This is a genomic window from Campylobacter concisus, assembly GCF_002914005.1.
Taxonomy (GTDB): Bacteria; Campylobacterota; Campylobacteria; order Campylobacterales; family Campylobacteraceae; genus Campylobacter_A; species Campylobacter_A concisus_N.
In genome coordinates, this window is record NZ_POZU01000061.1 from 25,840 (window position 1) to 51,078 (window position 25,239).

Genomic DNA, 25,239 nt, shown 5'->3' on the forward strand with positions numbered 1-25,239 from the left:
AAGATCGGTGTAGGATAAGCGCGCTAAATACGAGAGTTGTTAGACAAAATTTAGCCACAAGCATGAGCCTTTTGATAGGTAAAGAGAGATTTAGTGGGGTGTTTTCACCAGAGATAGAAAAATATGAAGTAGGCGATCTAGTCCAGATAAAATATAAAAGAGTTGGGTTTTTAAATAAGATAGATAGCATTAGGCTAATCGCGACAAATAGAGAAAATTCGGACTTATATGAAAGGTTGAAAAATTTATTTTATATGATTATGTTTTTTTGCTTTTCTCTTTTTTTGTTGATGGTGATTTATTATGGGGTTTTGAAGAAATTTAGTATTATTGGAGCTATTTTGGCATTATATGTTGTTTGGCTATTAAATACAGTAGTTAGAGTAGTATATTATCAGTTTTTGATTTTTAGATATTTTATATTTGGATAGGTGTTTTGAAATTTAAATACATGAAAGGTTTGCGGCATGATGAGGTCGCTAAATTTGTTTAAAACGGAGCTAAAATGTTAAAAAAACATCCGCTAATCTCTGTAGTGATCGCCATTGTTGTGATATTTTTTGCTACCTACTTTTTTATCTTTGGGTTAGTTTCTATTTTAGATGACGACATTGGCGATAGTAAAGAGCTAAATAATAGCTTTTTTTACGTCAAAGATGACAAGGTCTATGCCTTGGTGCCAAGTGGTGGTAAATTTGAGCTAATAGGCGTGAAAGCCAGTAAATTTAGATACATTGACACTGGCAAATACGACAACAGAAACGTTGGCGCTAGCGATAAGGCGGTATATTGCGGTAACCTCGTTATGAGCGGACTTGATCCTAAAAGCGTTAGAGCGCTTGGTAATGGCTACTTTGGTGATGGCAAGATAACATATTTTTGCGATAGCGTAAGCGAGACGAACCTTGAAATATCCGCACTTAAAGAGTTTTGGGACATCCTCTCACATAAAATGTTTAATACACCAAAAGCGCAAACTCATATCTATAAATTTAGACAGGTTGATAGCACAAATTTAGCAGCGATCTTGGGATTTGGCTATGCAAGCGACGGAGTAAAGGTCTATCATGAGGGCAAAGAGCTAGAGGGCGCAAATGCCAGCAAAATGCGTTACATCGAGCAGGCATCTGGCAGAAAGAGCGTGCATTTTACGACTGACGGAGAAAATGTCTATTATGACAGCACAAAACTAGGGATCAAATTTAGCCCGCAAATGCGTGATATCGGCGAGATATGGCGCATTCACTATCTTTATGAGCCAAATTCTGGCATGGTCTATGCAAATGATCACGAATTTGACCCCAAATTTGCCCCGTACGAGCCACTTTTTAACCTAGAAGACGAGCACGCCTATCACGCTCTTTTTCGCGGTAAAGGTGGGATCTATCACTGGGAACGAAAGTGGCAGTGGTATAACAGCATAGATGAGGGCGAGTTTGTAAGAGATGGCGACGATCCGTTTAAAGGCGAGATAACGCCGCTATATGGCGACGTGGTGATAAGTGATGGCAAGACGTATTTTCTAAAAACCTATGAAATTTGGCACAACACGAAAAATGATCACAGTCTAAGCTCACGCCACACTTGCATCGTAAGGCTTGATACAAAAGAGCAGTGGCGAAAGATCGGCCTTGTAAGAAACGATGGCTACGGAGCAGTATATGCAAACGGAGATAAGACATATTATTTTGATAACGTCGGCTATGGCTGGCGTTTTAACAGCAGCGTTTATGATATAAACGACCTTGGTGTGGTTGAAATTCTCACTCGTCCTTATGGCTCAAATGTTAAGAATTTAAAACTTGATGAGATAGTAAAAATGGTAGATCAAGGCGCTATGACGCCAGCTGAGGGCGAGGTGGTGATCGATGCGATAAGCGACTTTGATGATTACTCGCAAAAATATGCCTACTGGATATTTCTTGCTATAGCATTTGCGGTTTCGGTGCTTGCCGCTATTTTTAAAAATAAAAAGCAAGCAAAAAAGCTTAAAAAAAGGGTAGATGATTATAGATTATGAGAAAAATTGCGACTAAGATACTTTATCTTTTTGTCATTTTGACACTATTTTTTGTTTTGGCGATGCTTTATCTATGGCATGAGGGCGAGCATCAAAGAAGCTTTGCAAACATTGATAGTAGCGAGTTTTACCGCTCGCCTGAGGGTAAAATTTACGTTCAAATTTCAGGCAGCGGCAAGTATGAGCTAAAAGGCGTCGATGAGGCTAGTTTTAGGGTCTTAAAGCTAAAACACGCATACGACTACTCAAACGTGGCGGCTGATAAAAATCATGTCTATTGCGCTAGAGAAATTTTACCTGGTCTTGATCCAAAAAGTGCCAAAGTGCTTGGCAATGGCTATATAAGTGATGGCAAGATAAGTTATTATTGTGGCACTAGAAGCGAGAAAGAGCCAGGATTTAGCGAATTTGGCGCCATTATGAAAAACCTTGTTCACGTTTTTATAAAAAACTACGATGATAGCCCTTATTTTTACAGGACAAAAAGGGTTGAAAGCACAAATTTAGAGCCTATCTTTGACGCTGGCTTTGCAAGAGATGGCGGCACGCTTTACTACAAGGGCGAAAAGCTTGACGCGCAGCCTAGCGAGCTAAGATACATCACGGCAGAAAATGGCGCTCCTAGCGGATATTACACAGATGGCAAAAGCTTGTTTATGGGCTTTTATAGGCTTGATGCAAGCTACACAGATGAGACGCGCCGGATATGCTATGACCCAAAGCATGATATAGAATATCTTTTTGAGCCAAAAAGTGGGGCGGCGTTTGCAAATGAGCTCAAATTTAGCACCCAAAATATGCCTTATAGTGCCATTTATAGCGTGGATAACGTGCACTCGTTTTGGCCTCTTTTTGCCAGCAAAGATGGAATTTACTTTTGGGATAGCACGAAAAACGAGCAGGCTAAAATTTCAGACTACCAGCTAAAAGGCGAGCTAAAAAGGCTCTATGCTGACGTTTTTGTAGATGAGAGCTCAGCGTATTTCTTACAGCAAGGCGAAGAGTGGCGGCGCTCAAAGCATGGCAGGCACTTAGAGGCGCAAACAGTCTCTTTATATAAATTTGCCCCAAGCTCCTCTTGGCGTGAGGTAGGGCTGGTAAAAGATGGCGAGTATGGCGCAGTCTATGCAAACGGTGAGAAGATCTATTTTTTTAGCAAGATAAAGCCATTTTATGGCATAAAGCATAGCGTTTATGAGGTGGCGGATCTTGGCGTCATAGAAATTTTAACAAGAGCATCTAAAGAGCTTAGCGCAAAAGATATCAGCGATATGATAAAGCGTGGCGAGCTAGTGGAGGCCAGCGGCGAAGAGGTTGCAAGATCGAGGATAGAGTATGACTCGCCAAAGATCATTTTGTATATCACATTTGGTATCGCTTTTGTCGTCATAGTGCTAACAACTCTTGCAAAACCAAAGAGAGATAAAAGCGACTTGAGATAAATTTCAAAGTGGCTATTTTTGGTGGCTAAAGCTTAAAATTTCATAAAAACTTTAAAGAGAAAATTTGACCTATTTACTCTTTTTTGTTAGTTTGAAAGGAAGTTGAAATTTACAAAAAGGAGAAAAATGTTTAAATTTCAAAGGTCAAAATTTAACAACTCAGTATTTATCCCATCGCTTGTTGTCATAGTTTTAATAACGGCATTTGCAGCGATATTTCCAAATTTCTCAAATGAGTTTTTTAAGGGTATGCAAAACTACATCGCGGCCAAATTTGGCTGGTTTTACATCCTAGCCGTAGCCGTCATACTGCTAAGCGTCATCATCCTTGGCTTTAGTAAGCTTGGCGAGATCAAACTAGGAGCCGATCACGTAAAGCCAGAGCACAAAAATATCTCGTGGTTTTCTATGCTTTTTGCCGCTGGCATGGGCATAGGTCTAGTGTTTTTTGGTGTGGCCGAGCCGCTCATGCACTATCTAAACCCACCAGTTGGCGACGCGCAAACTATCGCAGCGCAAAAGCTTGCGTTGAATATCACATTTTTTCACTGGGGCATGGGCGCATGGTCGGTTTATGCCATTGTGGCGCTTATCCTCGCCTTTTTCTCGTATAGGCACGGCTTGCCACTCACGCTTAGATCGGCGTTTTATCCGATCATCGGAGATAAAATTTATGGCAAGATAGGTAGCGCCATCGATACATTTGCTGTCGTGGCGACCCTTTTTGGTGTGGCGACATCGCTAGGATATGGCGTGCTTCAGGTAAATGCTGGCCTTACGCACGTTTTTGGCCTGCCGACTATGCACATCACGCTTCTAATAGTGCTTTGTTTTGCAGCTACCATCTCAGCGGCAAGCGGCGTGGATAAGGGCATCAAAATCTTATCAAACGCAAATATCGCGCTAGCTATATGTTTTATGTTTTTGATACTATTTTTGGGCGATACGACGCAGCTTCTAAAGTCGTTTGTGCAAAACAGCGGCGACTACATCTCTACGCTCATCTCAAACACCTTTAACCTCTACGCCTACGAGAGGCAAAACGAGAGCTGGCTTGGCGGCTGGACGCTGCTATACTGGGCTTGGTGGCTATCTTGGTCACCGTTTGTGGGGCTATTTATCGCCAAAATTTCAAAGGGTAGGACGATAAGAGAATTTGTGATCGGCGTACTTTTCGTGCCAACCGGCTTTACATTTGCATGGATGAGCTTTTTTGGTAACTCGGCGATCGCTTTGGTGCAAGGCGGCTTTAGCGAGCTAGCAACGACTGTAAATTCTGACTCAGCTTCGGCGCTTTTTATGTTTTTGGAGAAATTTAGCTTCTCAGGCGTGCTAAGCACCATCGCAGTCTTTATGATCGTTATATTTTTCGTCACTTCCGCCGACTCTGCGGCGATCGTGATGAATATGCTTTGTTCAAACGGTAGGGATGATACACCAGTTTGGCAAAAGGTCTTTTGGGGCGTTACAGTGGGTGTCGTGGCGGCATTTTTGATGCTAGCAGGCGGTCTTGGCTCACTTCAAGCACTTACGATCACGACCGCGCTGCCATTTGCTATAGTGCTACTTGGTGCCATTTATGGGCTATTTAAGGCGTTACGTGTGGATCTAACCAAAAAAGAGACAAATAACTTTAGCAACATGCCTCTTAGTGATCTTTCAAAGCCGTGGCAAGAGCGCCTAAGTGCGATCATCACGCTTCCAGGCAAGAAAGACGGCAAGAAATTTTTAAACGAGGTTGTACTAAAAGCTTTTAACGAGCTAAAAGAGGAATTTGCCAAAAACGGCCTTGAAGCAAAGGTCACAAATGGCGAAAATTTTGTAAATTTAAATGTCGGACTTGGCGACGAGATGGACTTTAGATATGGCGTCTATCTCACCAAGAGCCAGAGCCCAGACTACACCAGAGAGCTTGACGGCGATGATCTTTACTATAGAGCTGAAGTCTATCTAAAAGAGGGCGGTCAGGACTACGACGTGCTTGGTTGGAGCGAGGCCACGCTGATAAACGACGTCATCGAGCAATACCGCAAACATATGCAGTTTTTACATGTCGTTAGAAGATAGACTTGACTGAAATTTGCCTGGAATTTGAAAATTTCTAGGCAAATTATAAATCTTACTCACTCGTTATCGTCTGTTACTGAATTTAAAAGTGTGATGTGCTTGTTTATAAATTTTAAAATTTTAATTGAGTTTTATATGCACATGGTGTAAAGCGAAATATAAGTGTCATTATTTTTAGAGAAAACAAATTAGAAAATTTAACTTTATTAGTTTGTATTTTTGCTTGTAGCTATGAGATAAATTTGAAATAAAAAATGTTAATTTTTTGTTGCGTATCGTTCAAATTCCAGAGCCAAAATGCATTTTCTGTAAATTTTTAACTTTGATAGATGTTTTGCTGTATCGGTCATTGTAAAAATTTATAAAATCTCAAGTCTGGTGCTGATATCAGCAACGCCTTTTGAATACATCGCTGACGTTACTATCGCATCGGCATTTGCGTAATCTTTTGCATTTGATAAATTTATACCACCAGCTGCTAGGATAATGGTATTTGGCGAAATCTCATCTCTTAAAGAGAGTACATTTTCGATGAGCTCTGGACTAAATTTATCACACTGCACGACGTCGCACTTTGCTTTTAGAAGCTTGCTTGCTTCATCTAAATTTTCGGCTTCGATGCATATTTTTCGCTCAGCCATTTTTGCTTTAAACTCTGGCAAATGAGATAAAAATTTATCAAAGCTACCGTAGGCTTTCATGTGATTTTTAAAAAATAAAATGCTATCACTAAGCCCAAGCCTATGCATTTTACCGCCACCTTCAAGTACTGCTTTTACGCAAAATTTCTTAGCAAATGGAAAGCTCTTTCTGGTTGCTAAAATTTCACATTTTTCATTGACACTCTTTGCAGTATTTACCATTTTATTTGTATAAGTTGCGATGGCGCTAGCATATTCTAGTGCGACTTGAGCTAGTTTCCAAGCTTTATGCACATCTTCGTAGCTGCCATAAATTTTTATGATTACATCGCTAGCTTTACAAATTTGAGAATTTTGCACAAAAATTTCACTCTCACACCCAAGTAGCCTTGCAACACTTGCGGCTACATCAACGCAGCTAACACAAATTTCATCACGTGAATAAATTTCAAGTGAGGCTTTTTTATCGATATTTTGAAGCGACGTAGTAAGATCAAAGTAAGGTATATCTTCGTTTATATAGCTTAGAATTTCTGCGTCGCTAAGTATCATTTTATGCCTTTTTTACCTCATTTTTTGCTTTTATTATCATTTTTTTAAAGATTCCATTGTCATAAAGTCCAGCATGATAAAGAGCAAAACAAGTAAATGCAATGCCTGAAGCAACGTGAAATTTCTTAATGCTTTTATTTCTTTTCATAAAAAGGGCACTTAAGCAAACTGAGGCTAAAGTGATGCCCATACCGACTTTTGATACTTGTCTATGAGTGTTTATATCAAGTAGTTTACCACTTATTTTTGTTTCGTTTTTCAAATTCTTCTCCATTTAGTTTTTATTCCAGCAACTTGTATTTTTTATACCAAGACTTTCTGGGTCAAATTCTGGATTTAGCCCAGCCTTTCTTTGAGCTTCGTAGTCTTTGACTGCTATTATCACTACTTTTGAAAGTAAGAATATAGCGATAATGTTAATAGTTGCCATTGCAGCCATTGTGATATCAGCGATATTCCAAGCGAGCTTTAAATTCATCTGAGCACCAATAAATATCATAACGACGGCCGTTATCTTAAATAGCAACGTAAGCTTGTGGTTTTTGGTTAAAAATTTCATATTTGCCTGAGCGTAGTAGTAGTTGCCAATAAGTGAAGTGATGGCAAAAAGTACGACTGCAAGAGTGGTAAAATGAACTCCAAATTCACCAAAATACTCTTTCATTGCAGCTTGTACTAGCGGAAGTGCCGTTAGTATTTCGCCACTTGAGCCAGTTTGCTTCATAAGATAGGCCTGTGAAAATAGCACGATCATGCCAGATGCGATACATATAGTCATGTCTATAAAGACTGCCATTGCTTGAACTAGGCCTTGTTTTACTGGGTGGCTAGTATGTGCTGCGGCTGCTGCGTTTGGAGCTGAACCCATGCCAGCTTCGTTTGAGAAAAGGCCTCTTTTGATGCCTATTACGATCACACTGCCAGCAAATCCGCCAAATATCGCTTTAAAATCAAAGGCATTTTCTAAAATCATCTTAACAACATCAGGAATTTCTTTGAAATTTAAAACGATAGCAATAAGTGCTAGCGAGATGTAGGCAAGTGCCATAAACGGCACGATGTATGAGCTTACCTTACCGATGATGTGGCTTTTGCTAAAAAACATAACCGCCGCAAATGCCGTAAGAATAAGGCCGATACCAATAGGTAGTCCGCTTTGCGCAAAGCTAACGTTGCTACCAGCTTTATCGTAGTAAATTTCAAAAGCTGATGTCATGGTGTAGCTTTGAAGGCCGTTAAAGCCGTATGCGTAGGTGATGATGAGAATCACCGCAAAAAGAGAAGCCAGCCATTTTATGCCAAGGCCATTTTTGATGTAATAAGCTGGACCGCCTTTAAATCCAAAAACGTCTTTTGTCTTATAAATTTGTGCTAGCGTACTCTCTATAAAAGCTGAAGCCGATCCTAAAAATGCCATCAAGCACATCCAAAAAAGAGCACCAGGACCGCCTGCGACGATAGCAGCTGAAATTCCAGCGATATTGCCTATGCCAACGCGTGAAGCAGTCGAGATCATAAGTGCTTGAAACGGCGTTAAATGGTGCTTATTGTACTTGTCTTTTTTTTCAACCAAGACCCTGCAAGCTTCAAAAAACATCCTAAACTGCACAAAACGAGTCAAATAACTAAAATAAATTCCCGTAGCCACAAGAATAATGACTAAAAAATATCCATATAAAAAGTCGTTGGCTACGTCCATTTTGCCGTTTAAAAAATTTAAGAAACTATCAAGCACCATCTACCCTTTCAAATTTATTTTGATTTGAATTTTACGCCCTTCATTGAGTTTAATAAAAGCCAAATCGTTGTGCCATTATGAAGCATGGCAGTTGCTATTGGATTTAACATGCCAAGTGTCGCAGCACTTAGTATAGCTGTGTTTACGCCAACGGTTGAGCGGAAATTTGAGCTAATTAAATCCATTGTTTTATTTGCTAGCTCTTTTACAAGAGCTACGCTCATGATGTCGTCTTTTAAAAGACTTATATCAGCCGTCGCTTTAGCTATATCAGCACCCTTGTGCATACTTATGCCCACATTTGCCTTAGTTAGGCTTGGAGCATCATTTATGCCATCTCCCACAAAGGCTACTTTTTTGCCCTCGCTCTTTAACTCTTCGATGATAGCTGCTTTATCTGTTGGTAAGCACTCCGCATAGACCCTATCAAGTCCAAGCTCACGTGCTACTTCTTCAGCCTTGCTTTTGATGTCGCCGCTTAGCATGACGACCTCTTTTACGCCAAGACTGCGCAGTTTTGCCACCATGTCTTTTGCGTTTTCTCTCATATCATCTTTCATAGCGATGACTCCAACTAGCTCTTTGTCGTATCCAACGTAGAGTAAAGTTAAGCCGCTATTTAATGCTTTACTTATTAAAGCTTCATGAGCTTTAAAACTTATCATTTCATCATCTTCCAAGAAGTGCCTACTGCCTATAACTACCTCTTTGCCGTGCATCGCAGTTTTTACGCCGTGAGCTACAATAAATTCAACTTCATCGTGATGAATATGGTGGAAGCCACGCTTGTTAGCAGCTTCAACTATTGCTTCAGCCACTGGATGAAAGTAGTGCTCCTCGGCACTTGCAGTTAAATTTAATATATCGTTTTGAGAAAAGCCCTCTTTAAATGAGTAAATTTCAACTACGCTTAGGCGTCCATGTGTCAAAGTACCAGTTTTGTCAAAAACAAATGTATCAACTGTGCTTAAAGCCTCGATAGCTTTCGCCCCTTTTACAAGAATGCCGTTTCTGCCTGCTTTTGAGATGCTTGATTTAAAAGCAACTGGTGTAGCAAGCTTTAATGCGCAAGAGTAATCCGCTTGAAGTACGCTAGCAACGCTATTCATATTTTTATTTATAATGTATGAAAGTCCAGCAAGCGAGAGCGTAACAGGCACAAGTTTATCGGCTAGTTTTAACGCTTTTACACCAATGGCTGATTTTTCATTGAGTGAAGTTTGTATGTACTCTTTGATCCTAGCTGTCGCTGTGTCGCTACCTACATTTTCAGCCCAAATTTTTATCCTACCTTCATCGACAACAGTGCCACTTATAACACGGTCGCCTCTAGCTTTTGGTATAGGTTCAGCCTCTCCGGTCATTGAGACTTGATTTACGTCGGCGTTACCTTCAACGATATAACCATCAACACCTATCGTCTCACCAGCTCCGACTACTACGATGTCGCCTTTTTTTAAATTTTCGGTTTTTACTTTTTCAAGCGTCTTTTCACCATTTAAATTTCTCTCGACCCAGACTTCTTCGATATTTGGTTTTGCTAGCTCTTTGATGAGATCATCACTTCTGTGACTAGCGCTTTCTTCCATATATTCGCCGATATTTATCATCAAATTTGTGCTATTTGCTGCTAAATGATCGCCCATTGCTAGACTAGTACCAATGGCAGTTGCCTCAAGTACTTTTGAAGTAACGCCTTCATGCCTTAGCTCTTTTGCGCCTTCTATTAAATTTGGCGCTGTGGCATAAAGAGTCACGGCTGATTTTAGAGTTTTATTGCTCATAAATGGTGTTATGCCAAGTGCAGCAGCAGCCTTATAGATATTTGCCTTGCTTGGCAAATTTGGATCTTTTGCCTTTGTTGGAAATTCATAGCTTTCAATAAAGTTTAAAATTTTCTCATAGCTTTTATCAAACTCGACAATGATGCTTTTTGCATATTTATTTACACGAACACTTAGTGCATCAGTTCGCTCTGAGATCGCAGCCTCGATAGCGCTAACATCGCTTCTAGCGTTTAGGCTCTCGCAAATAAACCTTGCTCTATTTTTACTCTTGTGAGCTAGAGTGATCTTATTTTTGTGAGTCAAGTTCTGCTTTGACATCTTCAAAACGCTCTTTTAGTTCTTCTATGCCAGCATTTATAAGCTCGCCACCTTTGATAATCGCTTTAAATACGCACTCTTGCGCTTTTGGATTAGTCAGTACATAAGCTGCGATACCACCTAAAACTAGACCTTTTACAAAACCAGCAGCATTAAAGTTTTCAGGTACAAATGGCAAATTTTGAGCTGCATTGTTTATTGCATTATCGATTGCGCTTGGCTGAGTAGCTGCTGCATTGTTAGCTACAGTTTCACTTGCTACATTTTCTTCATTGATGTAAGGGTTATTCATTATTTACTCTCCAATTTTATTAGTTTTTCTGCTATCAAAAGACCGCCGATACCAGCTGCTGTAAAAGCTGCTGCATTTAGATATTTTTTTTGTGCTATTAAATTTGAAGCATGAATGCCAATAGCACCTACAAAACCACCTGTTACAGCGTATTTCGCTATCTTTTTAGCAACATCTTTTTTAGTCGCTCTATTATTTAGATAGTCACTAAAGCCAAGTGCAGCTGCACCCATACCAGCGATTAAAGCACCGCTGATGAAGTGATCAAATGGAAGTCTTGTGCTTGAAAGTGTAAAAAGACTATTTTCTTGCATTCTCTATCCTTATGCTATATCGTTTGGTGTGATAGCTTTTGGAGTAGCTGGCTTTTTAGCGCGTGGTTTTCTTGTTTTCTTTACCACTTTTTCAGCCTCTTTTTCTACTTTTTCAGCACCACGTTTTGCTTTTTTCTCTTCTTGTGCTATAAAGTCTTTTGCATCTTTTGCAACGCTTTTACCTTTTTTGTAAAGATCTTTTGCAGCCTCTTTGCCTTTATCAAAGCCATCTTGGGCGTACTCTTTGATCTTATCTCTTTTATTCCAAGCAGCTATTGCTAAACCGCCTACTGCTAAACCTGCTAAAAATGGTAATGCCATTTTAAATCCTTTCTTTGTTTGATTTTGTAAATTATTCATTTTCTTCATCCTTATTAAAATTTTTACTAACTACTGAAATGCCTAATGCCCCAAGCGCAAGTCCGCTAAAAAACGAGAAATTTGGATTATTAGTTATCTTTGCTAACTCGCTTTTATCAGCCTTGCCGCTTGCGATATTTTGCAAGCTTTTAGTTATCTCATTAAAGTCATTTTGATAGTTTTCTAAAATATTTGTTATGCCATTTTGCTCAAAATTTTGTGAAATTTCATTTAAATTTAGCTCATTTTTTATTTCACAGCCACTATAAATTTCTTTTAAGCGTTGCTTTAAAGAGGCAATGTATTCGTTATTTGAAGTAGCCCAAAGTCTAAAAAATAGATCTTTTAGCTCCTCGTCATCTAAGCTTTCACAAAATTTTTCATACATTTTATTTAGCTCTAACTCATAGTTTAAAGTTTGTATCAGCGCATCTTCTTTATTTTTTGCCGGCAAAAATATAGCTTCATTTTCACAAGCAAGCTCATAATCATGTGTGCTTGCAAATTTTTCTATCAAGATGATCGCATTTTTTCTGATATTTGCGATATCGTTAAAAATATCACCAAACGAAGCTAAATTTTCATATAAGCTAAGTGCATTCTTTTCGCTGGTATATGATGCATTTAAAAGTTCATTAAGCATATTTCACTTCTTTTGCAACTTCATTTACTCTAGTTGAAATCTCTTCCAAATTTTGCCCTTTTAAAAGATCTTCCCAAAGGTTTTTTGGAAAAATTTCATGATCATATTCGATCGTTACAGAGCCGATTAGCTTGTTAAATTTTACATTTTTTATACCATTTATTTGAGCTATCACATCATTTAGGCTAGCTAAATTTACGCTGTTACTTAGCTCTTTTATCTTTGGGCTAACTCTTACTCTTAGTCTGCCGTTTGTGTGAGCTATCATTGAAAAATAGCTTGCAACTTGTGCTAAAGTCTGTGTTTTTATATCCATTTTCATCCTTTTTTAATTGCGTATTATCTATTTCATAGCTTAAATAAATCTGAAATTTTTTTGTCTTTCATTATCAAAAAGTAAAATGAAATGATAAAATTTAATTTCCATTTTTTTCTTGGCAATCACTGCAAATACCATAAAGTATCATCGTATGCGACTGCTCGCTAAAATTTTTTTCTTTGCAAATTTGCTCTTGTCTTTGCTCTATCATCTCATCTTCAAAATCAACTATCTTTTCACAAATTTCACATATCAAATGATCGTGCGAGGATTTTAAATTTAGTTCAAATTTCTTTACTCCATTTTCTTCAAAACAATTTGCAAGATGATGCATTTCGAGAAAATTTAAAAACGAGTAAATTGATGTCATTGAAATTTCATTCTTGTGGATTTTGTAAATTTCTGAAGAAATTTCTTGAGCACTTAGATGAGAGTTGCTAATGAAAAGTACATGCAAAATTTGTTCTTTTAACTCTGAGCTTTTCTGCCCAAAGGCTTCTAAAAACTCTTTAAAATGCTTATAAAATAGTTCAAAATTATCCACAAAAACCTAACTAAAATGATAATGAATATAAGGATTTTACAACTTTACTTATAAAAAAAGCATAAAATTTCTTACGAATTTCAAGTAAAGTATTTTATAAGATTGTTTTGGTATAGTGTCGCATTTTTTAAATCAAAATTAAGGAATAAAATGACTTACGACGAGCTTGAATTAGACGCCGTTTTGTTAGAGGTTTTAGAAAATAGAGGCAGTTTTGATTCTATGGACGATGAGGAGCTTTACGAGCTTATCGAACAAGTTGCACAATATACAGATGGCGATTACGAAGAAGCGTTTGAGTATATGACTCAATTTTCTCCAATCCCTAAAAAACGCTTTGTTTCACTATTTATGGTTTAGTAAAAAGCTAAGCCATAACTTCTATAAAATTAATCAAAAAAGTAAAAATAAAAAGAGCTCTTGACCCACTTAATGAGCCAAGAAATTTGAGCTATAAGAAGTATTTTGAGATTATTTCTTTAAATTTGAGAGTATATTTACTAGCTTTTGGGCTATTATTGTAGATATTCTCAAAATCATACATTCGCTCATAGTAATCATTTGTATCTTGTCTATTTATTTTTAGCCTTGCCACATCTAAGCTAACGCCTACAAAAGCACCACTTGTCTTGCCACGCTCCTCAGCAAATGCTGAAATTTCAGGCAAATCACTTGTGATCGCTACTTCATTACCAACGCCACCAGTAGCTTCTGCTTTTAGGCTGATTGTATCTTTTGCATTAAATAAATTTGCATAGGCTTCTGAATTTTTAAACAAAATCACCATATCAGCTGAGCTATATCCAAGTTGTAATCCGATACTTCCGGAGGTGTAATTTACAAAAAATGGACTTGACCATTCACCATCGTCGTTTTTGGCGATAAATATGCCTTTACCTTTTGAACCAGTTACAACAGCGCCTGCCTTTACGACGTCTGGGATAATGGCAATCGCTTTAATGCCTTCAAATTTAGTATTTGGCTTTAAATTTCTTGCACCAAAAGCGTTTAAAATATTTATAGCATTTTTTAGTTTTTGATTTTGAATCACATCGGCGTTTAAGTTTAACGCAAAAAATGAGCTTATTAAAAGCAGAGTTAAAAGTCTTTTCATCAAATTTCCTTGTATAAATTTTTCTGCCATTATAGCCTAAAATAAACCAATGGTAAAAATATTATTAATGAGCTTTTATGAGATTTCATTATAAAATAACATTTTTAAGGAAAAAATATGAGCTTAATACTTTTTGTAGAATATGTTGGTATCGCATCTGCCGCACTTAGTGGCTTTTTATTTGCATTAAAAAAAGAGTGCGACTGGCTTGGTGTCTTTTTGTCTGCGTTTTTGACTGCACTTGGAGGCGGTGTTGTACGTGATATGCTCGTTGGTAGGGCAGTTTATTCGTTCACGCACTATATGCCAGTAAGCGTTGTCATTTTTATGTTGATTGTTTCAAGAGTGGCAAATTTACACATAAAAAGAGAAGGTTTGGAGCGAAAATTTGTATTCATTTTCGCAGATGCGATCGATGTTGTCTGTTTTTCGATCGTTGGTGCGATGGTTGCCATTGAGTATAACTACAATATCTTTGGTGTGATGATGATCGCCTTTTTTAATGGTGTTGGCGGCGGTATCTTAAGAGATATTTTGCTAAATGAAATTCCATGGTTTTTACGCACTGGACTTTACGGCACGATAAGCCTTGGTGTGGGGCTTGCTTACTTTGTGCTATATCATCTAGGTCTTACCAATATATTTTTTACTATGCTCTTGCTTGCTGCTGGCATTACGGTTAGGATGTTTGCGTTTTACAGAGGCTGGAAGCTACCTGATCTATGAAATTTAGCGAGTTTTTTGATATCTGGACCAATGAAAACTACTATAAATTCGGCGTAGATATCGGCAAAAAGGGCGATTTTTATACAAATGTAAGCGTTGGCTATCTCTTTGGTGCTTGCCTTGCAAACTACTTTTTAAAGCTGCTTAGAAAAGGCGAAATTTCTAGCTCTTGTAAGGTTGTGGAGATCGGCGCAAACTCAGGTGAAATGCTAGCTGATTTTGTTCAAGGAATTTTTACACTCGAGCCAGAGATCTTAAAAAATTTAGAGTTTATTATCATTGAGCCTCATGAAATTTTACGCAAAAAACAGCTTGAGACATTTAAAAAACGCTTTGGCGACGAGGTTAGAGTAGGGCACTATGAAAATTTGGGCGAGTGCTCGTTTGATGAAATTTTTGTCATATCAAATGAGCTGCTTGACGCATTTAGCTGCGAGGTGATAGATGGGCAAAATATGCTTTTTGTGGATAGTGATCTAAAATTTCACTGGCAAAAAGCAGATCAAAACTTACTAACTCTTGCAAAGAAATTTGGCATAAAAAAGGGCGAGATATCAACTAGCTACGCCAAATTTGCACTCCAGCTTGCAAATGCGGCAAAAAAGGTGAGATTTTTAAGCTTTGACTACGGCGAATTTGAGCCAAAAAATGATTTTAGTCTAAGAGTTTTTAAAGATCATCAAGTATTTTCTTTATTTGAAATTTCAGATCTCGAGCCATATTTTAAAAACTCGGATCTAACATATAGTCTTTGCTTTAAGCAAGTAAAAGAGGCTTTTTGTGAGGCTGGCTTTTTGATGCTTAAATTTAAAAAACAAAATGAAGCTTTAGTTTGTGATTTTGGTATAGATGAAATTTTATCTTTAGTACTTGAAAAAGGTAGCAAGCAAGCCTACGAAAATGCAGCTAAACAAGCAAAATTTCTGCTTTCGCCTGAGTTTTTGGGAGAGAAATTTAAATTTATAGAGTTTTTAAAGAGCTAGCCTAGCGATAGGTGCAAATTTGGCCTCACAAGCTTTTAAAAGATCATTTGGTGCTATTTTGATCTGTTTGCCTCTCACTCCAGCACTTACAAGCACGTAATCAAGCTCTCTAGCGCGTTCGTCTATAAAAGTCGCAAAATGCTTCTTCATAGCAAGTGGCGAGCAGCCACCTCTAATATAGCCAGTTATTTTTTCTAGATCCTTTAAATTTATAAGCTCGCAGCGTTTTGCTCCGCATGCGTGAGCAAGCGCCTTTAGATCAAGCTCTAGATCACCTTGTACACAGGCAACGACAAAATTTTTAGGCTCACACTCACAAACGATAGTCTTATAAATTTGCTTTATATCTTGGCTTGTGCTTTGTGCTACATGAACAGCTGAAAGGTCGTTTAGATCGACTTCATACTCAAGAATTTCATATTCGATTTTTAGCTTGTCTAAGAGCCTGGCAGCATTTGTTTTATGTATCATCTTTTCTCATTTTTGTGAATTTTTTGTATAATTATAGCCAAAACTTAAAGGAGGAAAGATGGCTGAAGAAGTTGAAGAGAAAAAAGCAAAAAAAGGTGGCAATGGTGCATTAATGATAATTATCATTGCAATATTTGTTTTGCTGCTAGTTATTGGAGGGCTAGTCGCGTTTTTGATGCTTAGTTCTGACGAGCCAAAAGAGGCAAACATGATGCAAGCACCAGCTCAGACTCAAACGCAGTCCATGCCAGCTCAAAATAAGACAAAGCATGGTAGTAACGACTATTCAAATATGGGACCGATATATCCGCTTGATCAGTTCATTGTAAATTTGCTTAGCGAAAATGGCTCAAGATTTCTTAAAACTAAGATCGATATGGAGCAAAGCGATGAGTTGCTAACTCCTGAGCTTGATAAGAAAAAGGCACTTTTAAGAGATATCATCATAAGAACGCTCTCTTCTAAAACTTACGAAGAAGTCAGCACCGCAAAGGGCAAGGATAGGCTAAAAGACGAGATCGTCGGCAAGCTAAATGAAGTGCTAAATGATGGCTACATAAAAAATATATTTTTTACTGATTTTGTGGTGCAATGATAGGCATCGATATCGTTAAGATAGATAGGATTTCAAGACTAAAGGCTCGTCACGGCGAGCTTTTTTTAAAAAAATTTCTTAGTGATGATGAGATCGCGCTAGCAAAAAATGATGCGACTTTGGCTGGATTTTGGGCGGCCAAAGAAGCAGCTAGCAAAGCCCTTGGTGTGGGCATCAGCAAAGAGTGTGGCTTTTTAGACATTATGCTCAGTAAAGACGCAAGAAATGCACCAAAGATAAAATTTAGCCCAAAAATTTATACAAATTTTAATATCAAAGAAGCAAGCCTTAGCATAACTCACGACGGCGGATTTGCCTTAGCTACAGTGATGATTGTCTGAAATTTATGCATTTTTATAAAGCTTTTTAATTTCTTTTAACTACTTCTGATAAATTTAAAAAACGTATTTTTATAAAATTTTTTAAAGAAAAGACGATATCTTTAATTAAGATTTAATGGAGCTAAAGAAACTAAGGATAGTAAAATGCAAATTTCTAATAACCTCTCAACTACTAACTATCTCTCAAGAGAAAACATAGCAAGAGAGATGGGCTTTCAATTTAATGATATAAACGAGATACTTAGTAACGATATGGGATATGGTATGAGCTTTCCTAAATATGCAAGGCTTGATAGAAAAGCTCAAGCTGCGGCTTATGATAGGCACATATATCCGCTATCTGGCTTTACAAAAGGTGATGAAGCAAAAGTCACTATCATAGGAAAGCTTAGAGGCTATGATCCTGATTTTACAAGCGAGCAGTTATCAGATCTTAAAAATTTCATAAATGAAAGCAAGGGTTTATTTGTTGAATATATACAAGGTCAGCAAGCAAAACCAGACAACGATAAGCCAAAAATTTTAAGAGATACCCCATACACTGTAAATGAATTTTTAAATGAATATCGTGGCGATAGCGATTTGCTATTTATGCAAAACTCAAGGACTATTGATCTGCTTGATAGTGATATGAGCGTTGATGAGTTTAAAGAGGAGTGGGCTAAATATGCACTAAAAGAGCGGTTTAATATAACTTTATCTGGCGAAGATGCTAAAAATGCTGTTAATATATTAAAAGAGCTAAACGAAAAAGGTGTTCAGAATATAGATAACCTTGAAAAAGAAGACAACGCCAGAGAGAAGAAATTTATACCTATACAAGTTACTAAAAAATCTCACACCTATAAGCTTGAAGCTGATGAGAGATTTAAAGAGCTTTATAAATTTATAAAGAGTGAATTTGATAGTGGCAAGAGTATGTTTGAAATTTTAGAAAAAGTGGCAAAGCTTAAAGTGGATAAGAGAGCATAGGTATTTTATAAGCAAAGAATGGAATTTTTATAATTTAAATTTCAAAGAAAAAGCATAGATGCTCTCAGACTTATACAAAAGATAAATTTCAAAAAACATGGCCTAGCCCCATCAAAGTATTGATATCAAGTCGCTGGTAAGGAAAATTTACATCCACTCAAGCACTTGCGTGATATCTTTTGCGTAAAAGCATTTTAGTCCTTGCGTGTCAAGTGGCTTGTTTGGGATGATCGCATTTTTAAATTTCTGTGTTTTTGCCTCTTTTAGGCGCTGATCAAGGTTGAAAATTTCTCTTATCTCGCCATTTAGGCTTAGCTCGCCGATGAATACGCTGTCCTTGCTGATAGGGCGGTTTTTGAAGCTGCTGATTATCGCTGCAATGACGGCTAGATCGGCCGCAGTTTCGCTTATCTTAACGCCACCTGAAACGTTTATGAAGACGTCGTAGTGTCCAAGTGGAATTTCTAGCTTTCGCTCAAGAAGTGCGAGCAGCATATCTAGGCGGTTTCTCTCAAAGCCAGTCGAGCTTCGTTTTGGATAGGCGCTTTCGCAAACGAGTGCCTGAATTTCGATGCTAAGTGCCCTTGAACCTTCCATTATGATGGTGATCGCACTGCCACTCATCGCTCCGCCACGTGTGAAAAATTTACTTGAGACCTCATTTGCGCTTACGAGCCCTTGTTGACTCATCTCAAATATGCCAACCTCACTCGTTGAGCCAAAGCGATTTTTAAACCCACGCAAGATTCTTAGCTCTCTGCTCGCGTCACCCTCAAAATAAAGCACCACATCGACCATGTGCTCAAGTACTCTTGGCCCTGCGATCGAGCCCTCTTTGGTGATATGACCGATGATGAAAACGCAGATATTTTGGCTTTTTGCAAGTCTCATCAGCTCAAATGTGATCTCGCGAACCTGTGTGATCGAGCCTGGAGCTGAGCTTATGTTTTGGCTATAAAGCGTTTGAATAGAGTCGATTACTAGCACTTTGTAGTCGCTTTTTTGCACCTCTAGCAGGATATCTTCTAGACAAATTTCAGTTAGTAGGTATAAATTTTTATCCACAGCATTTAGCCTGTCGGCTCTCATTTTTATCTGGCTTTGACTCTCTTCGCCACTTACATAAAGCGTTTTTTTACCGTCTTTTGCTAAATTTGAGCCGATTTTTAGAAGCAGGGTTGATTTGCCGATGCCTGGGCTGCCGCCTATTAAAACTAGTGAGCCTTCGACAACGCCACCACCAAGAACGAGGTCGAGTTCACTATCTTTGGTGCTAAATCTCGTAAAATTTTGAATTTCTACCTCGTCGATGCTTACAGCCTTGCTAGGTGCTCCGGTGCTTTTTGCTATCTCTTTGCTTATCTTTATCTCTTGCTGGCTAAGCTCGACAAAGCTATCCCAAGCTCCACATTGCGGGCATTTACCTAGCCATTTTGCCTGTTGATTACCGCAGGCTTGACACTCAAAAACTGGCTTTGCTTTTGCCATAAATTATCCTTTTTAAAATTTCAACTACTATCACTCCAAAAGCTGCTCCGATCATATCAGCTACTATGTCAAGCAGGCTAAAGCTCCTGTTTGGTAAAAATGCTTGAACGAGCTCTATTTGCACGCCAAAGGCTAAAAGTAGGGCTAAATTTTTTAAAATTTTAAACTCATAGCCAAAATAGAGCAGGATGTATAGGACGCAAAAAGCTAAAAAATGATTTGCTTTATCCCACGAATTTTCGATGATCGTGGGACTTTTTGGAGTAAATGCAAGAAAATCAATTGCCAAAAGAGCAGCGAAAAAGCAAATTTTACTAAGAAATTTTACCCTACTCAAAAATGGCGTCCATTAGCTCGTCTAAAAACTCATCTGGGTTAAATTTGATGATATCATCCATGCTCTCGCCAACGCCTATATAAAATATAGGTAGCTCAAGCTCTCTTGCCACGCCAAATAGCGCTCCGCCCTTTGCGGTGCCATCAAGCTTTGTGATGATGACACCATCAAGCGAGACAATATCGTTAAATGCTTTCGCTTGCGCAACTCCGGCGTTACCTTGCGTGCCATCAAGAATCAAAATTTTACGATGTGGCGCTTTTTCATAAGCTTTTTTGCTAATACGAACAATCTTTTCTAGCTCGTTTGCTAAATTTGTCTGGTTTTGAAGTCTGCCGGCTGTGTCAAGGATGACTCGGTCGATACCTTTTGCAAGGGCTGAGCTAATCGTATCGTAAGCAACAGCCGAAGGGTCGTGACCTTGCTGTGTGGCGACTATTGGCACATTTAGCATAATTGACCACTGGCGCAGCTGCTCGATCGCTCCAGCTCTAAATGTATCACAAGCGCCTAAAATGACGCTTTTGCCATTATTTTTATATAAATTTGCAAGCTTTGCGATCGTTGTCGTCTTACCAGCACCATTTACGCCAAGAATGAGATCGACAAATGGCTTATCAGGCTCAATCACACGCTCGTTTTCGTAGATAAAATAGCTACTCATAACACGTCTTAGATCAGCTCTGTCAACTTCATCTTGTGGTGGTAAGTAGTATAAAATTTCTTCCACGATCTCGTATGCAACATCAGCTTCTAGTAAAATTTCTTCTAAGCTCTCTTTGTCTATCTTTTTTGACTTCTTAGCTGAGCTTATCGCTCCAAAAGTCTTCTCAAGGCCTTTTTTTAGAAAGTCAAGCATTATTTTGTTGCCCTATTTATGTCATTTTCAAGCATCTCTTCAGGTACAAGACCGATGTAGCCTTGAACGTAGTCGCCATTTGCTTTAAAAAGTGCTGACGCAGGCAAGCCTTTTATGCCACCCATCGCTTTTTCAAATAAAAAATTTCCCTCGCCGACCGCGACTTCGTATTTTATTTTATATTTTTGAGCAAAATCTTTTACTTCATCTTCACTTTTATCTTCAAGTAGTACCCCAACGATATCTAGCTCGTTTTTAAATTTCTCGCTTAGGTTATTTAAGTGAGGGATCTCGGCCTTGCAAGGTGGACACCAAGTGGCGAAAAATACGTAAAGAGTTGCTTTTTTACCATCTTTTACGTCAAAACCATTGCTTCTTTTTGTAATCTGCATAGTTGTGCCACTTAGCAGCTTTAGATTTATCTCTTTTATCTCGCTATCTTGGACACTTTCACTCATTTTTGGAGTGAGTGAGTCTTTGCTTAAATTTTCATCTTTGCTGGCATTTTTATCTAAAATTTTGCCCTGCGTTTGTTCGCTTGTATTTTGCTCGTTTTTTTGCTTGTTCTCGTCGCCGCATCCAAAAAATGCAAAAATGCAAAGTGATGTTATAATTGCTCGTTTTAATGTCATAAATTTCCTTTTGAATAAGATTTCAGGATTATACAAGAAAGAGCATAAAATGAGCGTTAATTTAGAAAAAAATGAATTTAGAAAAAATGCAAGAGCAAATTTAATGAAACTTACTAAATTTAAGGCCAAATGCTCGCACTATAAAGCTACGAAAACGCTTTTGAAATTGATAAATTTTACAAATTCTAAGAAAGTATTGTTTTATTTGCCACTTAACTACGAAGTTGATGTGCTTAAAATAAGGCGAAATTTATCACATAAATGTGAAATTTTTGCCCCTTTTATGGTAGGTCTTAGCTTAAAGATGGTAAGATTGCGACTACCATTTATAACTTATAAATTTAATGTCAGACAGCCATCTGGCAAAAAAATGGATAATGTTAGACTTGATATGGCGGTAGTTCCAGCGATTGGGGTTGATGGAGCTATGGCTAGGATAGGGCATGGAAAAGGATTTTATGATAGATTTTTTGACTCTTTGCCTATTAAGCCAAAACGGATAGTTTTTCTTGAGATAAAAGACTTTTATACCAAAGATGTGCTTTCAAATGCACAAGACGTGGTAGCAGACTTTTATATAACCCCAAACAAAAATTATATAAAAAGAGGAATAAATGATAGAGGTTTTAATAGGCTTAGGAGCCGGTGTGGCGGGCGTTGGAGCAGGGTATCTATACGCTAAAAAGATAAATGATGCAAACTACAACATATTCTTAGAACAAGCAAAAGCAAAGGCAAAAGCTATTGAGTATGAAGCTGAGCTAACGCTTAAAAATTCTAAAATTTCAGTACAAGAGGCTGAATTTGAGGCTAAAAAAAGGTACGATGACAAAACAACAAAGCTTCAAAAAGAGTATGTGAGTAAATTTGATGAACTAACCAAAAAAGAGAAAATTTTGCTAAATGAGCAAGAGCTTTTAAACGAAAGTAAAGAGCTTTTTGAAAAGGATAAGCAAGATGCAAAGACCACTTACGAAGAGGGGTTAAATTTAAAGGCTACTTACCAAAATAAAGTAGAAGAGGCGATTAGAGTTCTTGAGCATGCTGCTGGCTTAACAGAGGAAGAAGCTAGAGAAGTGGTGCTTAAAAAGGTTGAGGAAAAATCTCGTGCAGATATCGCTCATATAGTTAGAAAGTATGAAGAAGAAGCAAAAAGAGAAGCCAAAAAGAGGGTTAATTATATCTTGGCGCAGGCCACGTCAAGATTTGCTGGAGAATTTGCGGCTGAGCGTCTGATAAATGTCGTAAATATTAAAAACGATGAGCTAAAAGGTAGGATCATTGGCAAAGAAGGACGTAACATCAAGACCCTTGAAATGGTGCTTGGCGTTGATATCATCATCGACGACACGCCTCATGCGATCATCTTAAGCAGCTTTAACCTTTACAGACGTGCGATCGCAACAAGAGTGATCGAGCTTTTGGTAGAGGATGGAAGAATCCAACCTGCTAGGATAGAAGACCTTCACAAAAAAGTGACTGAAGAATTTGAGCAAAGCATACAAGAAGAGGGCGAAAACATCGTCATGGATCTTGGTCTAAATAAAATTCATCCAGAGATCGTAAAACTAATAGGCAAGCTTAAATTTAGAGCGAGCTACGGTCAAAATGCCTTGGCTCACAGCCTTGAAGTAGCTCACCTTGCTGGCATCATTGCAGCTGAGTGTGGTGGAGATGAGAAGCTTGCAAAAAGAGCTGGCATACTTCACGATATCGGCAAGGCGCTAACTCACGAGTATGAGGGCAGCCACGTTGATCTTGGAGCTGAAATTTGCAAACGCTACAAAGAGCATCCAGTAGTTATCAACGCTATCTACGCTCACCACGGCCACGAAGAGGCAACAAGTATAGAAAGTGCGGCTGTTTGCGCAGCTGACGCACTAAGTGCGGCTCGTCCAGGTGCAAGGCGTGAGGTGCTTGAGAGCTTCCTAAAGCGTGTCGAAGAGATCGAAAACATCGCAAAAAGTAAAGATGGCATCAAGCAAGCTTATGCAATAAATGCAGGCCGTGAAATTCGCGTCATAGCAAACGCTAAGCTCATAAACGATGACGAGGCCGTACTTGTAGCAAAAGAGATAGCTCAAGAGATCGAGAGCAAGGTGCAGTATCCTGGCGAGATAAAAGTAAGCGTCATCAGAGAGACTCGTGCTGTTGATTTTGCAAAATAACGGCAAGATATGAAATTTCTTTTTTCAATTTTATTATTTTTCTCAATTGGCTTTGCCAGCGAGGAGCTCGTGCTAGACTCGGCAAACTCGTTTATAACAACGATGAGAGGCGCTAGAAACGCTCCTATAAAAGAGCTAATCGAGCAGTCAAAAGCAACGATCATCTTTCCAAGTATTAAAAAGGTCGGTTTTGTAGTTGGTGGTATGGGTGGAGATGGCATTATGGTTGTTGGCAACATTAACTCGCCAAGTGAAATTTTACCAGTTAGCATAAGTGGCGGCAGTATCGGTATACAGCTTGGTTATGAAGATAGTTCACTTGTACTTTTTATATTTAAAGATAGCATTATCCACGATATTAAAGATGCCAAGATCACGCTTGATACAAAGCTTTCAGTAGCTTTTGGTGACATTGGACGCAATTACAGCAAAGTAAGCGATTTTAAATTTTCAAGTGATATTTACGCATATGCCACAAATGATGGTTTCTTTGCGGGAGCTAGCTTTGGTGGAGCAGTCATCAGTGCAAGAGAAGAAATTTTAAAGCAAAGTGGCTATGCCTATGAACAGCTAATAGCCTCTGCATCTAAACTTTTAGGAGATTAATGCAAGATATCATAAGCTCAGTTTCAACATACGGCTATATTGTATTGTTTTTTTATAGTCTTGGTGGTGGCATGGTTGCATTAATCGCCGCTGGAATTTTAAGTTTTGCTGGCAAGATGGATATCACTCTTAGTATAATTATCGCTGCTGTGGCAAATACAATCGGTGACACACTAATTTTTTATGTCGCAAGATTTAATAAAAACTCACTTATGCCTTATATCAAAAATCATAAAAGAAAGCTTGCTTATGCAGGAATTTTGGCTAAAAAACACGGCGATAAGATAATATTTATCAAGAAATTTATCTACGGCGTCAAAACTTTGGTTCCTATCGCACTTGGACTTACGAAGTATTCATTTTATAAATTTAGTATTATAAATTTGATCTCGTCAGTGCTTTGGGCGATCATTATCGGATTTGCCAGCTTTAAAGCGGGTGATTATTTTGTAGGTGCAAGCTACTATCTTGGTGAGCATGGATATATTATGCCTATTGCCATGGTTTGTTTGTTACTTGGAATTTGGTTTTTTTTACAACATATTACAAAAAGGAGAAAAGCATGAAAAAGGTGATATCTGCTTTAATCGTAGTTATCGTGGTAGCCATTGGAGCGGTTTATTTTGCTTCAAATGAGGTGGAGAAAAACTATCAAAGGATAGTGAATGATCTAAATAATATCAAGGGCTTTAAAATTTCTAATAATAATTATAAAAAAGGATTTTTTGGCTCAAAAGGATCATTTGATTTTAGTGTTTCAAAAGATCTTTTGGAAAATATATTTGGTAAAAATGTAAATGAGGATTTGGTTTTTAAAGTAGAAAATGAAATTTCTCATACAGCGCTTGCTTTTATAGATGGCTTTGAAATAGACTCAAAAATTTCTATCCAAAACGATATGATTAAAAAC

31 protein-coding genes are annotated in these 25,239 nt (G+C 38.1%); 15 read left to right on the forward strand and 16 right to left on the reverse strand.

Annotation, left to right across the window (positions count from 1 at the left end):
• Positions 1-71: 71 nt before the first annotated feature.
• The 4 genes from CYP54_RS06675 (at position 72) to CYP54_RS06690 (ending at position 5,529) form a co-directional block, all read left to right on the forward strand.
• Positions 72-431, forward strand: a complete 360-nt coding sequence (locus CYP54_RS06675; protein WP_181001540.1) for a hypothetical protein — start codon at positions 72-74, stop codon at positions 429-431.
• 74 nt (positions 432-505) lie between these two features.
• Entirely contained in the window at positions 506-2,020 is a 1,515-nt protein-coding gene (locus CYP54_RS06680) for a DKNYY domain-containing protein (protein ID WP_103604656.1), read from the forward strand.
• The gene (locus tag CYP54_RS06685) at positions 2,017-3,462 is read left to right on the forward strand and encodes a DKNYY domain-containing protein (protein WP_103604657.1); all 1,446 of its coding nucleotides are present in this window, start codon (positions 2,017-2,019) and stop codon (positions 3,460-3,462) included. Before CYP54_RS06680 ends, CYP54_RS06685 begins: the two co-directional genes overlap by 4 nt.
• A gap of 126 nt (positions 3,463-3,588) precedes the next feature.
• Positions 3,589-5,529, forward strand: coding sequence for a BCCT family transporter (locus CYP54_RS06690; protein WP_103604658.1), 1,941 nt, complete (start codon positions 3,589-3,591; stop codon positions 5,527-5,529).
• 359 nt (positions 5,530-5,888) lie between these two features.
• Here the strand turns inward: CYP54_RS06690 and modD are convergent, their stop codons facing one another.
• The 10 genes from modD to CYP54_RS06740 form a co-directional block, all read right to left on the reverse strand.
• Entirely contained in the window at positions 5,889-6,722 is an 834-nt protein-coding gene (gene modD, locus CYP54_RS06695) for a ModD protein (RefSeq protein WP_103604659.1), read from the reverse strand.
• 1 nt (position 6,723) lies between these two features.
• Complete coding sequence (locus CYP54_RS06700) at positions 6,724-6,984, reverse strand: helicase (RefSeq protein WP_087585279.1); 261 nt, start codon at positions 6,982-6,984, stop codon at positions 6,724-6,726.
• A 12-nt stretch (positions 6,985-6,996) separates the two neighbouring features.
• A complete protein-coding gene (locus CYP54_RS06705) occupies positions 6,997-8,460 on the reverse strand; it encodes an alanine/glycine:cation symporter family protein (protein ID WP_258033683.1) in 1,464 nt (487 codons plus the stop codon).
• A 14-nt stretch (positions 8,461-8,474) separates the two neighbouring features.
• Entirely contained in the window at positions 8,475-10,550 is a 2,076-nt protein-coding gene (locus CYP54_RS06710; RefSeq protein WP_103604661.1) for a heavy metal translocating P-type ATPase, read from the reverse strand.
• Complete coding sequence (locus CYP54_RS06715; protein WP_087585277.1) at positions 10,534-10,857, reverse strand: oxidoreductase; 324 nt, start codon at positions 10,855-10,857, stop codon at positions 10,534-10,536. The genes CYP54_RS06710 and CYP54_RS06715 overlap by 17 nt, the downstream gene beginning before the upstream one ends.
• On the reverse strand, positions 10,857-11,171 hold the full coding sequence (locus CYP54_RS06720) for a magnetosome protein MamC family protein (RefSeq protein WP_087577963.1): 315 nt from the start codon (positions 11,169-11,171) through the stop codon (positions 10,857-10,859). Before CYP54_RS06720 ends, CYP54_RS06715 begins: the two co-directional genes overlap by 1 nt.
• Positions 11,172-11,180: 9 nt before the next feature.
• Entirely contained in the window at positions 11,181-11,492 is a 312-nt protein-coding gene (locus CYP54_RS06725) for a hypothetical protein (protein WP_258033685.1), read from the reverse strand.
• A gap of 31 nt (positions 11,493-11,523) precedes the next feature.
• Positions 11,524-12,174, reverse strand: coding sequence for a ferritin-like domain-containing protein (locus CYP54_RS06730; protein ID WP_103604663.1), 651 nt, complete (start codon positions 12,172-12,174; stop codon positions 11,524-11,526).
• On the reverse strand, positions 12,167-12,490 hold the full coding sequence (locus tag CYP54_RS06735; RefSeq protein WP_103604664.1) for an HMA2 domain-containing protein: 324 nt from the start codon (positions 12,488-12,490) through the stop codon (positions 12,167-12,169). The genes CYP54_RS06730 and CYP54_RS06735 overlap by 8 nt, the downstream gene beginning before the upstream one ends.
• A gap of 100 nt (positions 12,491-12,590) precedes the next feature.
• The gene (locus CYP54_RS06740; RefSeq protein WP_054196789.1) at positions 12,591-13,037 is read right to left on the reverse strand and encodes a Fur family transcriptional regulator; all 447 of its coding nucleotides are present in this window, start codon (positions 13,035-13,037) and stop codon (positions 12,591-12,593) included.
• Positions 13,038-13,187: 150 nt separating this feature from the next.
• Between CYP54_RS06740 and CYP54_RS06745 the strand changes: the two genes are divergently transcribed.
• A complete protein-coding gene (locus CYP54_RS06745) occupies positions 13,188-13,397 on the forward strand; it encodes a hypothetical protein (protein ID WP_002942234.1) in 210 nt (69 codons plus the stop codon).
• A gap of 91 nt (positions 13,398-13,488) precedes the next feature.
• Here the strand turns inward: CYP54_RS06745 and CYP54_RS06750 are convergent, their stop codons facing one another.
• Entirely contained in the window at positions 13,489-14,151 is a 663-nt protein-coding gene (locus tag CYP54_RS06750) for a lipid-binding SYLF domain-containing protein (protein ID WP_103604665.1), read from the reverse strand.
• A 117-nt stretch (positions 14,152-14,268) separates the two neighbouring features.
• Here CYP54_RS06750 and CYP54_RS06755 point away from each other — a divergent pair, with 117 nt between their 5' ends.
• Positions 14,269-14,877, forward strand: a complete 609-nt coding sequence (locus CYP54_RS06755) for a trimeric intracellular cation channel family protein (RefSeq protein WP_103604666.1) — start codon at positions 14,269-14,271, stop codon at positions 14,875-14,877.
• Entirely contained in the window at positions 14,874-15,860 is a 987-nt protein-coding gene (locus tag CYP54_RS06760; RefSeq protein WP_103604667.1) for an SAM-dependent methyltransferase, read from the forward strand. Before CYP54_RS06755 ends, CYP54_RS06760 begins: the two co-directional genes overlap by 4 nt.
• Here the strand turns inward: CYP54_RS06760 and ybaK are convergent.
• Complete coding sequence (gene ybaK, locus CYP54_RS06765) at positions 15,849-16,331, reverse strand: Cys-tRNA(Pro) deacylase (RefSeq protein WP_103604668.1); 483 nt, start codon at positions 16,329-16,331, stop codon at positions 15,849-15,851. The two genes, CYP54_RS06760 and ybaK, sit on opposite strands and share 12 nt — an antisense overlap.
• A gap of 58 nt (positions 16,332-16,389) precedes the next feature.
• Between ybaK and fliL the strand changes: the two genes are divergently transcribed.
• From fliL to CYP54_RS10170, 3 genes are all read left to right on the forward strand, one after another.
• Complete coding sequence (gene fliL, locus CYP54_RS06770; protein ID WP_087580705.1) at positions 16,390-16,926, forward strand: flagellar basal body-associated protein FliL; 537 nt, start codon at positions 16,390-16,392, stop codon at positions 16,924-16,926.
• A complete protein-coding gene (gene acpS / locus CYP54_RS06775; protein WP_103604669.1) occupies positions 16,923-17,267 on the forward strand; it encodes a holo-ACP synthase in 345 nt (114 codons plus the stop codon). The genes fliL and acpS overlap by 4 nt, the downstream gene beginning before the upstream one ends.
• Before the next feature lie 144 nt (positions 17,268-17,411).
• A complete protein-coding gene (locus CYP54_RS10170; RefSeq protein ID WP_103604670.1) occupies positions 17,412-18,239 on the forward strand; it encodes a Cj0814-related protein in 828 nt (275 codons plus the stop codon).
• A 147-nt stretch (positions 18,240-18,386) separates the two neighbouring features.
• Here CYP54_RS10170 and radA read toward each other — a convergent pair whose 3' ends face one another.
• The 4 genes from radA to CYP54_RS06800 are packed head-to-tail and all read right to left on the reverse strand — an operon-like array spanning position 18,387 to position 21,555.
• On the reverse strand, positions 18,387-19,727 hold the full coding sequence (gene radA, locus CYP54_RS06785) for a DNA repair protein RadA (RefSeq protein WP_103604671.1): 1,341 nt from the start codon (positions 19,725-19,727) through the stop codon (positions 18,387-18,389).
• On the reverse strand, positions 19,702-20,064 hold the full coding sequence (locus tag CYP54_RS06790) for a VanZ family protein (RefSeq protein ID WP_103604672.1): 363 nt from the start codon (positions 20,062-20,064) through the stop codon (positions 19,702-19,704). Before CYP54_RS06790 ends, radA begins: the two co-directional genes overlap by 26 nt.
• Positions 20,057-20,923, reverse strand: coding sequence for a signal recognition particle-docking protein FtsY (gene ftsY, locus CYP54_RS06795; RefSeq protein ID WP_103604673.1), 867 nt, complete (start codon positions 20,921-20,923; stop codon positions 20,057-20,059). Before ftsY ends, CYP54_RS06790 begins: the two co-directional genes overlap by 8 nt.
• The gene (locus CYP54_RS06800; protein WP_103604674.1) at positions 20,923-21,555 is read right to left on the reverse strand and encodes a TlpA family protein disulfide reductase; all 633 of its coding nucleotides are present in this window, start codon (positions 21,553-21,555) and stop codon (positions 20,923-20,925) included. Before CYP54_RS06800 ends, ftsY begins: the two co-directional genes overlap by 1 nt.
• 49 nt (positions 21,556-21,604) lie before the next feature.
• Between CYP54_RS06800 and CYP54_RS06805 the strand changes: the two genes are divergently transcribed.
• The 5 genes from CYP54_RS06805 to CYP54_RS06825 all read left to right on the forward strand — a co-directional run.
• A complete protein-coding gene (locus CYP54_RS06805) occupies positions 21,605-22,237 on the forward strand; it encodes a 5-formyltetrahydrofolate cyclo-ligase (RefSeq protein WP_103604675.1) in 633 nt (210 codons plus the stop codon).
• Positions 22,170-23,723: a ribonuclease Y gene (gene rny / locus CYP54_RS06810; protein ID WP_103604676.1), complete on the forward strand. Its 1,554-nt coding sequence runs from the start codon at positions 22,170-22,172 to the stop codon at positions 23,721-23,723. Before CYP54_RS06805 ends, rny begins: the two co-directional genes overlap by 68 nt.
• Positions 23,724-23,732: 9 nt before the next feature.
• The gene (locus CYP54_RS06815; protein WP_103604677.1) at positions 23,733-24,329 is read left to right on the forward strand and encodes a lipid-binding SYLF domain-containing protein; all 597 of its coding nucleotides are present in this window, start codon (positions 23,733-23,735) and stop codon (positions 24,327-24,329) included.
• A complete protein-coding gene (locus CYP54_RS06820) occupies positions 24,329-24,895 on the forward strand; it encodes a DedA family protein (protein WP_103604678.1) in 567 nt (188 codons plus the stop codon). Before CYP54_RS06815 ends, CYP54_RS06820 begins: the two co-directional genes overlap by 1 nt.
• On the forward strand, positions 24,892-25,239 hold a 348-nt coding region (locus CYP54_RS06825; protein ID WP_141108517.1), incomplete at its 3' end, for a DUF945 family protein. The genes CYP54_RS06820 and CYP54_RS06825, both read left to right, overlap by 4 nt.

What these genes read in the sequence shown, in the direction of transcription:
- CYP54_RS06680 (WP_103604656.1), top strand. Translation starts at nt 506, where the DNA reads ATGTTAAAAAAACATCCGCTAATCTCTGTAGTGATCGCCATTGTTGTG.
- CYP54_RS06685 (WP_103604657.1), top strand. Translation starts at nt 2,017, where the DNA reads ATGAGAAAAATTGCGACTAAGATACTTTATCTTTTTGTCATTTTGACA.
- CYP54_RS06690 (WP_103604658.1), top strand. Translation starts at nt 3,589, where the DNA reads ATGTTTAAATTTCAAAGGTCAAAATTTAACAACTCAGTATTTATCCCA.
- modD (WP_103604659.1), bottom strand. Translation starts at nt 6,722, where the DNA reads ATGATACTTAGCGACGCAGAAATTCTAAGCTATATAAACGAAGATATA.
- CYP54_RS06705 (WP_258033683.1), bottom strand. Translation starts at nt 8,460, where the DNA reads ATGGTGCTTGATAGTTTCTTAAATTTTTTAAACGGCAAAATGGACGTA.
- CYP54_RS06715 (WP_087585277.1), bottom strand. Translation starts at nt 10,857, where the DNA reads ATGAATAACCCTTACATCAATGAAGAAAATGTAGCAAGTGAAACTGTA.
- CYP54_RS06720 (WP_087577963.1), bottom strand. Translation starts at nt 11,171, where the DNA reads ATGCAAGAAAATAGTCTTTTTACACTTTCAAGCACAAGACTTCCATTT.
- CYP54_RS06725 (WP_258033685.1), bottom strand. Translation starts at nt 11,492, where the DNA reads ATGGCATTACCATTTTTAGCAGGTTTAGCAGTAGGCGGTTTAGCAATA.
- CYP54_RS06730 (WP_103604663.1), bottom strand. Translation starts at nt 12,174, where the DNA reads ATGCTTAATGAACTTTTAAATGCATCATATACCAGCGAAAAGAATGCA.
- CYP54_RS06735 (WP_103604664.1), bottom strand. Translation starts at nt 12,490, where the DNA reads ATGGATATAAAAACACAGACTTTAGCACAAGTTGCAAGCTATTTTTCA.
- CYP54_RS06745 (WP_002942234.1), top strand. Translation starts at nt 13,188, where the DNA reads ATGACTTACGACGAGCTTGAATTAGACGCCGTTTTGTTAGAGGTTTTA.
- CYP54_RS06750 (WP_103604665.1), bottom strand. Translation starts at nt 14,151, where the DNA reads ATGAAAAGACTTTTAACTCTGCTTTTAATAAGCTCATTTTTTGCGTTA.
- CYP54_RS06755 (WP_103604666.1), top strand. Translation starts at nt 14,269, where the DNA reads ATGAGCTTAATACTTTTTGTAGAATATGTTGGTATCGCATCTGCCGCA.
- CYP54_RS06760 (WP_103604667.1), top strand. Translation starts at nt 14,874, where the DNA reads ATGAAATTTAGCGAGTTTTTTGATATCTGGACCAATGAAAACTACTAT.
- ybaK (WP_103604668.1), bottom strand. Translation starts at nt 16,331, where the DNA reads ATGATACATAAAACAAATGCTGCCAGGCTCTTAGACAAGCTAAAAATC.
- fliL (WP_087580705.1), top strand. Translation starts at nt 16,390, where the DNA reads ATGGCTGAAGAAGTTGAAGAGAAAAAAGCAAAAAAAGGTGGCAATGGT.
- acpS (WP_103604669.1), top strand. Translation starts at nt 16,923, where the DNA reads ATGATAGGCATCGATATCGTTAAGATAGATAGGATTTCAAGACTAAAG.
- CYP54_RS10170 (WP_103604670.1), top strand. Translation starts at nt 17,412, where the DNA reads ATGCAAATTTCTAATAACCTCTCAACTACTAACTATCTCTCAAGAGAA.
- radA (WP_103604671.1), bottom strand. Translation starts at nt 19,727, where the DNA reads ATGGCAAAAGCAAAGCCAGTTTTTGAGTGTCAAGCCTGCGGTAATCAA.
- ftsY (WP_103604673.1), bottom strand. Translation starts at nt 20,923, where the DNA reads ATGCTTGACTTTCTAAAAAAAGGCCTTGAGAAGACTTTTGGAGCGATA.
- CYP54_RS06800 (WP_103604674.1), bottom strand. Translation starts at nt 21,555, where the DNA reads ATGACATTAAAACGAGCAATTATAACATCACTTTGCATTTTTGCATTT.
- CYP54_RS06805 (WP_103604675.1), top strand. Translation starts at nt 21,605, where the DNA reads ATGAGCGTTAATTTAGAAAAAAATGAATTTAGAAAAAATGCAAGAGCA.
- rny (WP_103604676.1), top strand. Translation starts at nt 22,170, where the DNA reads ATGATAGAGGTTTTAATAGGCTTAGGAGCCGGTGTGGCGGGCGTTGGA.
- CYP54_RS06815 (WP_103604677.1), top strand. Translation starts at nt 23,733, where the DNA reads ATGAAATTTCTTTTTTCAATTTTATTATTTTTCTCAATTGGCTTTGCC.
- CYP54_RS06820 (WP_103604678.1), top strand. Translation starts at nt 24,329, where the DNA reads ATGCAAGATATCATAAGCTCAGTTTCAACATACGGCTATATTGTATTG.